This is a genomic window from Streptomyces marokkonensis (assembly GCF_039539045.1).
In the GTDB taxonomy this organism is placed as follows: domain Bacteria; phylum Actinomycetota; class Actinomycetes; order Streptomycetales; family Streptomycetaceae; genus Streptomyces; species Streptomyces marokkonensis.
In genome coordinates this window covers 1-9,562 of the sequence record NZ_BAABCQ010000229.1, presented here as the reverse complement: position 1 = coordinate 9,562, position 9,562 = coordinate 1, and the positions used below count along the sequence as shown (strand labels likewise).

The 9,562-nt window shown below is 68.0% G+C and carries 11 protein-coding genes and 1 pseudogene; 4 read left to right on the top strand and 8 right to left on the bottom strand.

What is annotated here, in order from left to right; translation table 11 throughout:
- Positions 1 to 1,054 (top strand): IS630 family transposase gene (locus ABEA26_RS36475; protein WP_425587941.1). Its coding sequence is split into 2 segments (ribosomal slippage), with 1,055 coding nucleotides annotated over them: positions 1 to 456 and positions 456 to 1,054; the frame shifts between segments, so codons are not numbered across the junction. This gene is flagged as partial in the annotation.
- An 81-nt stretch (positions 1,055 to 1,135) separates the two neighbouring features.
- Here the strand turns inward: ABEA26_RS36475 and ABEA26_RS36470 are convergent.
- The 8 genes and pseudogenes from ABEA26_RS36470 to ABEA26_RS33130 all read right to left on the bottom strand — a co-directional run.
- A pseudogene (locus ABEA26_RS36470) lies at positions 1,136 to 1,342 on the bottom strand (transposase); the annotation flags it as partial.
- A 78-nt stretch (positions 1,343 to 1,420) separates the two neighbouring features.
- Positions 1,421 to 1,900, bottom strand: coding sequence for a winged helix-turn-helix domain-containing protein (locus ABEA26_RS36465; protein WP_425587940.1), 480 nt, complete (start codon positions 1,898 to 1,900; stop codon positions 1,421 to 1,423).
- Complete coding sequence (locus ABEA26_RS33155; RefSeq protein WP_345597392.1) at positions 1,897 to 2,106, bottom strand: hypothetical protein; 210 nt, start codon at positions 2,104 to 2,106, stop codon at positions 1,897 to 1,899. The genes ABEA26_RS36465 and ABEA26_RS33155 overlap by 4 nt, the downstream gene beginning before the upstream one ends.
- Positions 2,103 to 2,792 carry a hypothetical protein gene (locus ABEA26_RS33150; protein ID WP_345597390.1) on the bottom strand — a complete coding sequence of 230 codons (690 nt, stop codon included), beginning with the start codon at positions 2,790 to 2,792 and terminating at the stop codon, positions 2,103 to 2,105. Before ABEA26_RS33150 ends, ABEA26_RS33155 begins: the two co-directional genes overlap by 4 nt.
- Entirely contained in the window at positions 2,789 to 5,005 is a 2,217-nt protein-coding gene (locus ABEA26_RS33145; RefSeq protein WP_345597388.1) for a hypothetical protein, read from the bottom strand. Before ABEA26_RS33145 ends, ABEA26_RS33150 begins: the two co-directional genes overlap by 4 nt.
- 50 nt (positions 5,006 to 5,055) lie before the next feature.
- Entirely contained in the window at positions 5,056 to 5,859 is an 804-nt protein-coding gene (locus ABEA26_RS33140) for a hypothetical protein (protein WP_290002990.1), read from the bottom strand.
- A gap of 105 nt (positions 5,860 to 5,964) precedes the next feature.
- The gene (locus tag ABEA26_RS33135) at positions 5,965 to 6,609 is read right to left on the bottom strand and encodes a Crp/Fnr family transcriptional regulator (RefSeq protein WP_345597385.1); all 645 of its coding nucleotides are present in this window, start codon (positions 6,607 to 6,609) and stop codon (positions 5,965 to 5,967) included.
- A 57-nt stretch (positions 6,610 to 6,666) separates the two neighbouring features.
- Positions 6,667 to 7,185 (bottom strand): Pycsar system effector family protein, encoded by a 519-nt coding sequence (locus ABEA26_RS33130; RefSeq protein ID WP_345597383.1) that lies wholly within the window; start codon positions 7,183 to 7,185, stop codon positions 6,667 to 6,669.
- 552 nt (positions 7,186 to 7,737) lie between these two features.
- Between ABEA26_RS33130 and panD the strand changes: the two genes are divergently transcribed.
- From panD to ABEA26_RS33115, 3 genes are read left to right on the top strand one after another with little or no spacing between them, the layout of a single operon-like run.
- Entirely contained in the window at positions 7,738 to 8,157 is a 420-nt protein-coding gene (gene panD, locus ABEA26_RS33125; protein ID WP_345597381.1) for an aspartate 1-decarboxylase, read from the top strand.
- A gap of 33 nt (positions 8,158 to 8,190) precedes the next feature.
- On the top strand, positions 8,191 to 8,535 hold the full coding sequence (locus ABEA26_RS33120) for a GNAT family N-acetyltransferase (protein ID WP_345597379.1): 345 nt from the start codon (positions 8,191 to 8,193) through the stop codon (positions 8,533 to 8,535).
- A 16-nt stretch (positions 8,536 to 8,551) separates the two neighbouring features.
- Positions 8,552 to 9,199 carry an aspartate/glutamate racemase family protein gene (locus ABEA26_RS33115; RefSeq protein WP_345597377.1) on the top strand — a complete coding sequence of 216 codons (648 nt, stop codon included), beginning with the start codon at positions 8,552 to 8,554 and terminating at the stop codon, positions 9,197 to 9,199.
- The last annotated feature ends 363 nt before the right edge of the window (positions 9,200 to 9,562 follow it).

Genomic DNA, 9,562 nt, shown 5'->3' with positions numbered 1-9,562 from the left:
TGACCGCCGAGCAGCGCAGGCGCCGGGAAGAGGTACGGGTGCGGGCCGTTGACCTCTTCGAAGAGGGTGCGGAAGTCCCGTGTATTGCCCGGGAGTTACGGGTGAGCGGGAAGTCGGTCTACCAGTGGCGTCGTAGCTGGAGGTCGGGCGGGCGCGAGGCTCTGCGTTCCAGAGGCCCCTGCGGCTACGACTGCCGGCTCGGCCCCCACCTGCAGGCCAAGCTCGCGATGTGGCTGGACGAGGGGCCGGCCGCGCACGGCTGGGCGGACGACCAGGTGTGGACCGCGGCAAGGATACGCACGCTGATCGGGCGGAAGTTCCACCTCTCCTACAGTGTCTCCGGGGTGACCCGGCTGCTGCACCGGATGGGCTACAGCGTGCAGATGCCCGCCCGGCCCGCCGCCGAACGCGACGAAGACACGATCACAGTCTGGCGGGAGGCGACCTGGCAGGAGGTAAAACCCTCCGGGCGGCGACCGGTGCGTTCATCTGCTTCGAGGACGAAGCGGGCGTGACCGGTCGGCCGCCCAAGGGCCGCACCTGGGGCCGACGCGGCATCACCCCGGGGATCAGGGTGTCCGGCCGCAGCCGGGGACGGCTCTCGGCAGCCGGGCTGCTGTGTTACCGGCCGGGCCTGCCCGCCCGTCTGTGCTACCGGCTGCGTCGGCATACCGGCCGCAAGGGCGAGCGCCGCTCGCTGAGCGAGAGGGACTACATCAGCCTGCTGGACGGCGCCCACCAGCTGCTGAAGGCCCCGCTGATCGTGGTGTGGGACCGGCTGAGCACCCACATCTCCAAGGCCATGAAGGCACTCGTTGCCGAACGTGACTGGCTCACGGTGGTCCTGCTGCCCGGGTATGCACCCGACCTCAACCCGGTGGAAGGCCTGTGGGCTCACATCAAACGGAGCCTGGCCAACCTGGCCGCCCGCACCCTCAGCGAGCTGGAGACTCTGCTCCGCAGGCGGCTCAAGGCGCTGCAGTACCGGCACGGCGTCCTCGACGGATTCCTCGCCGGAACGGGCCTCAATCTCGACAGACCGGACAGACCCTAATACGCCGAAGTCAGTAACGTCGTCGGGGTGGGCGGTGAGCCAGTCGCGAACCTTCTTGGAGCGGTGGGCGGAGTACCCGTCGACCACGAGGTGGACCTTGTGGTCGAAGTGGCCGGCGAGCCGGTCCAGGAAGCGGCACATCACCTCGGCGGTGAAGTTCTCCGTGAGGACCATGAAGTGCATCCGGCCCTTGGTGCTGATCGCCGACATGGCGTTCGCCGAGAACCGGTTTCCGCTCCGCCGTACCACGGGTGTCCTGCCCTTCTCGCCCCAGGTGCGGCCGGCGATCTGGTCGGAGCGGACACCGACCTGGTCGGCGAAGAGGATCTCGCCGCCGTCCTTATTCGCCCGCGCACGGATCTTCGGCTAGGTTTCCTCGTGCCAGCGCCGGACAGCCTGCGGGTCCTGCTCGACGGCCCGCTTGTCCGGCCGCTGGAACGACAGTCTCCACCGCTTGAGGTACTTGCCCACCCCCGGCTCGGTCAGCCGTACCCGGTACAGCTTCGCGATCAGCTCGCCCACCAGCCGCCGCGTCCACAACTGACCGCTCAGCCCCACGTCACAGGGTCGATGATCCAGGACGGCCTGCCGCACGGCGGCCTGCTCGGCCTCGCCCAGCACCTGGTGCACCCCGACTGGCTTGCCCCTCGGCCGCGTGACCAGCGCCTCACGGCCGCCGGCCAGCCACTTCGCCCACCAGCCGTCCACCGCCTTCAGCGACACCCCGAAGAGCTGCGCCACATCCTCACGGTCCCGCCCCGCCGCCAACGCGGCCACCGCCCGCAACCGCAGGGCCTCCTGCGCCGACGGCCACAGATGCCGCGCGTCCCCCACCAGATCGTTCACACGTCCGGTTGTGCAGGGCCTCCCTCGTCCTCGATGGGAAACTGGTGACCGTGCAGCCGGTAGACCATCTCGTCTGGTGCAGCCAGCATCCGTGCCTGCCGCCAGGCTGCATCGAATGACAATTGGCTGCCCGCTTCGCGCCGCAGGCGAAGTGCACGCCAGGAAGAGAGGGGGTCCAGGACGATCCGCCACAGCGCGGGGCTCATTCCTTGCGCCGCCCTTCCGCAGCACTAGAAGCGACGGAGGAGTCGTCTGATGAGTCATCGCCCTTCAGCTTCTGGAGCGCGTCGCAGAGCGCAAGCATGGCCCGGTTCTGCAGCTCAATGTCGTTGAAACCCTGGCCGACCTTTTCCCACTGGTCGAGCATGGGCTGCCACCATTCGTCAGCCGCGACCATCCACCGTGCCAGGCGCTGCCATTCGGCAACCTGCTGAGCGTCCGGCCAATCATGTTGCTTTTCGATCCGGTCCAGCACGAAAAGGTCGGGCTGCTCGTACAGGTTCGTGCGGAGGAACCGCAGCCGCCGTACCCGTGCCTCGTCAGCCTGCTGCTGAGCAAGGTCCTCCCGTGCTCTCTCCGAGAGCGCCAGTTCCACACGGGCAGCCAGACACCGGTACTCGGTGGCGCGGGTGTGTTCCGGGGCGCCGAGCTCGGCGTTGATGGTGTCCTGCGCGGTGCGCACCTCGACGGCTGGGAAGAGCTGCGCAACCTCGCGTGCCCGCGCTAGGGTCTGGCTGAGTACGAGGTCTTCGAGATTGGGCCGGGTCCGTAACGCGGGGCGCCACTCGATCGTGAACGTGGCCTCGAAGTTGATACCGGGGGTCGCGCAGCGGAGCATCCGTGGCTGGGCGCAGTGGATCGTACGGGCCCGGCGCTGCCAGAACCACCTCACGCCGAATCCCTGTTGAGCTGAAACACCGTGCGGACACGTGGGTCTACGAGACGGTCCCAGAAGTCGTTGGCCGCGTTCGTCTCCCCGTCGACCGAGACGTGCTCCAGTGCCTGCATCAGGCTCACGGAAGCCTTGAAGATCTTTTGGCCGCGTAGGACGGGGAGCAGCCCGTCGCGGACGCGGGCGTAGGTGTCGGGGTCGGTCGCTGACTGCCTGACCCATGTGGTGAGGCGGTTGATGGCGTCGGGAGCCGTATCGATGTCTCCCAATAGATCCTGCAAAGCCCGGTTCACGTTCACTTCGGAAGGGACTTCATCGGATAGCAGCCACGGGGTGGTGGTGCCTGGTACGGACATCAGGGCCAGGAAGGCTGCGGTGCCGGCCCCGCGGGACCGACCTGACTGCTGCCATGTTCGTACTTCGGTGATGAGCCGCGCCACCCCGGCGGGGTGCTGAGCCTGCTCGATGAAGACTGCGAGGGCCTCAGGCCAGGCTGATTCGTGCCCACTGTTGGCGGCTCGCCGCAGCCGGACCATTGCCATCCTGGCCTGAGAAGACGTGACGTCCGGGGAGTTCAGGACTTGTCGGCAGGCGGCGACCACCGTAGCCGCCCGTTCCTTGCCCGAAGCCCAGCCGTACAGAATGCCCCACGCTTGGCGGCCGATATGCTCGTCCTGTACTGCCTGGACCAAAAGGGCGCTGAGGAGTTCTTCCTTCACTGGGTAGCTCTTGGAGCCGAGCTGTACGAGGTGGTCGACGTTCCCGTGCCGCAGGGTCAGAGCGGCGATGGCATCCACGACGTGCTCGTTCGCCTCGCTGTTGTCCCCAGACATAAGCCACTTGAGCAAGGGATCGCGCATGACCTCGTAGTTGTCCCAGACGTAGGTCAGGATGGCCCTGCCGTAGCCGGGTTGGTCGAAGATGGCTTCGTCGTTGCTGCTAACTCCGGCGCCGACATCGACAACACGGCGGCGCAACCCGCGGCCGGCGAATGCCGCACTTGTCGACGAGGCGAAGTCGCTGCCGCTGGCGACATCGGCGCTGATGATGCGCTGCAGGTCGCGGGCGGCTTTGGCCACTACGGGCATTGGCGCGGATTGGCACACAGCCAGGGCCAGGAGGAGGCAGCGGTCTTCCAGTGGCAGCGACGTGTCCTTGCCTCCATGCCCGGAGGCCGTCTCTCCGAACAGGGTGTCGAGTTTGTCTCGCCAGTCGGACATGGCGGACGTGATCCGTTCGAGCAGTCCGGCATCGAGCGCGGACCATGACGACGGGACGTCCATGGGGAGCGACGTGTCAGTCAGCCGTTCGTGTTCCCGCCACGCCAGCATGATCGAGTCCGAGGTGTGGACCGCTTCCACGGCGTCGAGACGGCTTATCGAAGCCTTGCTCTTGTCGACGGAGTGAAGGTAAGCAATCAGCCCAGCGGCCTCGCGAGCCCTCAGCCGGGCTTCCACGACACCCTGGGCCGGCGGCGGCTCGGTGACGTGGACGACGTGAATGCCGGATTGGACCGAGGCGTAGTGATCAGTCCAGAGATCCTTGGCCACGTTCAGGACGAGGTAGGAGCCGAGTCTTTCCAGAAGCCCGGCATGCTCTTCCAACATGGTGAGGAAATCGGCCGAGATCCGGTCGTGCTCAGGGTCCTTGAGGTCGACCTGGTAGGCGTGGCGCTCCTCGGCGGGAAGCCAGCCCACTTTGGGTGTCTTCCAGTCTGCGTCCAGTTTCACGATGTCGGTCTCCTCGCCCGTGTGCTCGGCGAGGAGGTGCAGGGCCAGGGTGGTCGATCCGTACGACCGCGGGGCGACGATGATCAGTACGTGCTTCCGCGGGTGTAACCCCGCCGGATCCAGAGCCTGCTGCCACGTCTCTGCCCATTGGCCTTCGCGGGCGATCGGCTCCTGCTTGATCCGGTGACGAGAAAGCGTGGAGCCTTCGAGGATGCCCGGTTTGCGGGTCTCGTTGATGATCTTGTCGGCGTGGTTGACGAAAAACTCCGGACGGTTCACCGTGATCGGTGCCGGCCCAGTGTCCGGTACGGGGGGCACGACGAACGCTGCCGGGGCGGCCCGGTCAGCGCCAACGGTCTCCGTGCCTTCAAGGGCGCTACTGGTTGGGTCCGGCGGATGCGGAGCCGTGCCATCCGCTCCCGTCGACGGAGAGTCGAGCTCGTCGGGAGAGCGGCGCGAAAAAGGGGAACGGTCATCGGACATGCGCTCTCTGGTTCCTTTCGATGCGGCTCGGTGCGAGGGCACAGGCACGGTCAGATCCGGCGCCGGTCGATGCGCATCGTTCCGACCGTGTTGATCACGGTGGTATCGGTCATTTCGCCGTTGAACTGGAAGATGGCGCCAGTCGGGCTGTTTGAACCGGCCGACGACGTCGGCGCGGCTGTTCCACCTCCGCCTCCGAGGGGCTCCGGGCTGATGAGCGGTGCGAGGGCTTGCGGTGTCATCTCGGGTACGAACAGCCAGCACGGCTCCTCGAATGTCTTGCCGTGCACCCGCGCCGTGGCACGGAGGAAGCGTTCCTCGTCGAGGTCCGGCGTGCGTCCCGCGCGGACGGTCCGCCGGAACGCCGCCTCCGAGACGACGGCGGCCAGAAAGCCGCCTCGGTGTTCCCGGGCCACGGTGAGGCCCGCGCGCACGACCTGGCTGTCGAGCAGTCGGCACACCTCGTTGATGGCATCGCCACGATGGTCGAGCAGGGAGAGCGGGCCGACATGCACAGCGGCACGCAGTCGGATCGCTGGTGCGTTGGCGAGCCGTTCACGGTCGTAGCGGACGAGCGCTGTGTGCAGGTGTTCCAGCAGCGGGTCGACCAGCCGTGCGATGTCCTTGGCCGGCATGACGAAGATGGCTCCATCTCCGGTGTCCTTGAATGCACCGGGCCGGTCTCGTGGATCCTGCAGGCCAACGTGGGTCAGCACATTGGTGAGGACGTCATCCAGATCGGAACGGACGGGCGCCATCTTCGCTTCCGGAATCTGGCTGTAGCCCTGCATATCCACGGCCAGGAGCGCCTGCTCCGGTGGCACGTCGACGGACGAAGGTGAGGCAATGGGCACGCTGTCACCGACCTTTCGGTCACGACGGAAGAATCGAGTGCCCCATGCTGATCGGCCCGGGCACGCTCTGGTGCCCACTACTGGGCACCGCCCGGGTGCGGCCGGTCACATCGTGCTGCGGGCGTGGGCCGTGATCGATGTGATGTCGTGGATCAGTAGTCCGCCGCCCGGATCCGTCTCCAGCCAGCCCTCTTCCCGCCACGGCTTGATCGCCGTACCGACGGCGTTGCGGGACGCACCGATCATCTGGGAGAGCTCTTCCTGAGTCAGTCGGACACTGACCGCTGGCTGACTCGTCGCAGCGGCATCCACGAGCCGGCGAAGGGCACCGGCCAGACGTACGGGAACACACGCGGTGGCGAGTTCGAGCCTGACGGCTTCGGACTCCCTGACCCGCGCGATCGCATGGCGTAGCAACGGGTTGAGTAGGCCGTTGCTCTCGACAAATGAAAGGAAATCGGGAGCCGGAATGAGATGCACGTGGCAGGATTCCGCAGCGATCACAGAAGCCGAGCGGGGCTGCGCATCCAGGACGGCCAGTTCGCCGAGCAGTTCACCAGGGCCGCGTATCGCGAGCAAGGTCCGTTCCCCGTTCGGCCCCGTCAACGTCACGAGGGTCGACCCCGAAGCCAGCAAGACCACATGAGTACCGGGACCTCCCTGCCGCAGGAGGACGCTGCGGGCCGGGCGCACCCGCATGGGGGCGAGGCCACGCAACTGCGACCACAGACTCTCGCCGATCACTGCCATGTGCGACTGATACATATCCCCCCAAACGTAGGGACCAACCCATAGAGGGTGAGATTTTCAGGAGGCGAGGAAGGTGAGCAACAGGACCAATCCGGCCACACTGATTGCGGCCACGGTGAGATCGACGGCCACCTTGACCGCCCGGAACTTTCGGCGCGCGAGGGTGGTCAAAGCGGCCTCACGTTCCGGTAACTCGTTGCAGTTCACCGGACGTGGCGGTAGGGCTGCCGGCGAGTGCCTGCTTCCGCTGCCTCCGCCGATGAACTCCTCACGCCAAACGAGCCCGTCGTCCTTCGGGAAGATGGGGCGCAGGGCCATCAGCGTCGACACCAGGGCTGCCCCGAGCAGTGCGCCCACCAGCGCCACAGCCACGCTGAGCATGCGCGACGAGTTCACCGGCGTGGACAGTGCCGTCCCTGCCGTGATCGCAAGTAGGGCACCGGTTACTCCACTCAGAGCTGTTGCTTTCGTGTCCGCGCGCTGCACCTCGACGAACATCCTGTTGTCATCACTCGCAGGTGCGCCGGTTGTTGTCGGGACGTGCAGCGGGACGTTCTGCGGCTCAAGTTCTTCCACTGCCTTCTCCTTGTCGTTGCCTTGCGGCTTGGAGTAGCAGTCTGGGCAGGCGGCCGGAACGCAGCTGCCCACCAGGTGGTAGCGATCGCGATCGATCGGTCACAGTCGGGAGCCTGGTTTGGTCTGAACCACGAGGTTGCCCGGACTCAGTGCTCCACAGACGACGGTGGGGCAGCCAGTGGCGGGTCCACTCGGCCGCCTAATGCTCTGGGGCTGGATGACGTCCCAGGCTGCCCGGTTTGTTGAACGACTTCCACGTCGATGCAGAGGATGGCTCCGTGCTCAACGAACTGCTTACCTGGCGCATCGTCAGGTAAGTCAGCATCTGGTCAGCATGGGTCCTCGCATACTCCGAGGCAGGTGCTCAAGCGGGTCCTTGGACGGCGATGGCACAACAGCCCGATTCTACGCGGAAGCGCAGGTGGGGAACCTTCTTGCCCAAGAGGGATCGATGTTCCTAAGCATCTTCGAGTGTGAGGAGTGTCGGTGTACAGTGAACAACGCCCCTGACCTGCAGAAAGTTGGCGGGGAGCCGTCTTCTAGGAGTCCAAAGTGCTGCGAACTTTGATCAAGTCCAAGATCCACCGCGCCACCGTCACCCAGGCCGACCTGCACTACGTCGGCTCGGTGACCATCGACGCCGATCTGCTGGACGCCGCCGATCTGCTGCCCGGTGAGCTCGTGCACATCGTGGACATCACCAACGGTGCCCGGCTGGAGACGTACGTCATCGAGGGCGAGCGGGGTTCCGGCGTGATCGGGATCAATGGGGCCGCGGCGCATCTCGTCCACCCCGGGGACCTGGTGATCCTCATCAGCTACGCTCAGGTCACCGACGCCGAGGCGCGGTCGCTGAAGCCGCGGATCGTGCATGTGGACGGCGACAACCGTATCGTCGCCCTGGGTGCCGACGCGTCCGAGCCGGTGCCGGGCTCGGACCAGGAGCGCAGCCCGCAGGCCGTGTCGGCCTGACGCACCGACCCTGCGCGGACGAGGAGCGTGGCCGTGAGCGACATCGAGATCCGGGACGACCGGGCGGCGGGCCGCCTGGAGGCCGTCGCGGGCGGCGAGGTCGTCGGGCGGGTCGAGTACTTCGTGCTGGACGCCCCCGAGCGTGCCCTCGTCCCCGTGCACACCGTCGTCGAGCCGGCCCACGAGGGACAGGGCGTCGCCGGTTCGCTGACGCGTGAACTGTATGCCGTCGCGGGGCGCGAGGGCGTCGCCGTCGCACCCCTGTGTCCGTACGTCGTGACGTGGGCCGAGCGTCATCCGGACGAGGCGCCCGCGGCCGATTCCGCGCTGTCGCGCGCGGCGCGGGAGTGGCTCGTTGCGCATCCCGGACGCTTCTGACCCGAGGGAGTGCACCGTGCTGGCGCTGCTGCACACCTCGCCCGTTCACGTTCCGGTCTTCGACGCCCTGCGTGACGAGGCGCATCCAGGGCTGGAACTGCGGCATCACGTCGACGCCGGACTGCTGGACCGGGCGCGGCACGAAGGACCGGAGGCGGTGACGGCGGACGTCCGGGCTCTGCTGCGGCGGGCCGTCACCGAGGGTGCGCGGGCCGTTCTGTGCACCTGTTCGACCATCGGCGCTGTCGCCGAGGCGGCCGCCGACGGGGTCGGGGCGCCAGTGCTGCGGGTCGACCGGCCGATGGCCGCCGCCGCGGTGGCCGCCGGTCCGCGCGTCCTCGTCCTCGCCGCCCTGGAAAGCACGCTCGCGCCGACGGCGGCCCTGGTCGAGGAGGAGGCCCGGCGGGCCGGCCGCTCCGTCGAGGTTCGTACCCTTCTGGTCGACGGTGCCTGGCCGCGGTTCGAGGCCGGCGACACCGCGGGCTACCTGCGGCTGGTGGCCGAGGCGGCCGACGCCGTCACCGATGCCGATGTGATCGTCCTGGCGCAGGTCTCCATGGCGCCGGCCCGGGAGTCGACGACCGGGGCGGCGGTCCCGGTACTGGCCGGCCCGGCGCCCGGACTGGCCGCCGGAGCGGCGGCAGCAGCAGCACGCTTCGGGTAGCTGCCGCACCTGCCCGCCTTCCCGGCACGGTGGGCCACCTGGGCCAGGACCGTTCCGGCGGAGGGGTGAGTGGGGATGTGGCCGTCGGGTAGGCGGGGGACAAGTCCAGAGCCGAAGTCGACCGACTGGCCGGAGGACAGCGCCATGACGAACCCGTATCCGGATCCCGTCCCACCCGGACCCACCCCGGGAGCTGCCCCCGGGCCGGACCCGGAGCCACAGCCGCACCCGGTGCCGCCCCCGGGGCCCGCCCCCCCACCCCCCCCCCCCGCCCCCCCCGCCCCCCCCCCCCCCCCCCCCCCCCCCCCCCCCCCCCCCCCGGCCCCCCCCCCCCCCCCCCCCCCCCCCCCCCCCCCCCCCCCC

What these genes read in the sequence shown, in the direction of transcription:
- ABEA26_RS33155 (WP_345597392.1), bottom strand. Translation starts at nt 2,106, where the DNA reads ATGAGCCCCGCGCTGTGGCGGATCGTCCTGGACCCCCTCTCTTCCTGG.
- ABEA26_RS33135 (WP_345597385.1), bottom strand. Translation starts at nt 6,609, where the DNA reads ATGGCAGTGATCGGCGAGAGTCTGTGGTCGCAGTTGCGTGGCCTCGCC.
- ABEA26_RS33145 (WP_345597388.1), bottom strand. Translation starts at nt 5,005, where the DNA reads ATGTCCGATGACCGTTCCCCTTTTTCGCGCCGCTCTCCCGACGAGCTC.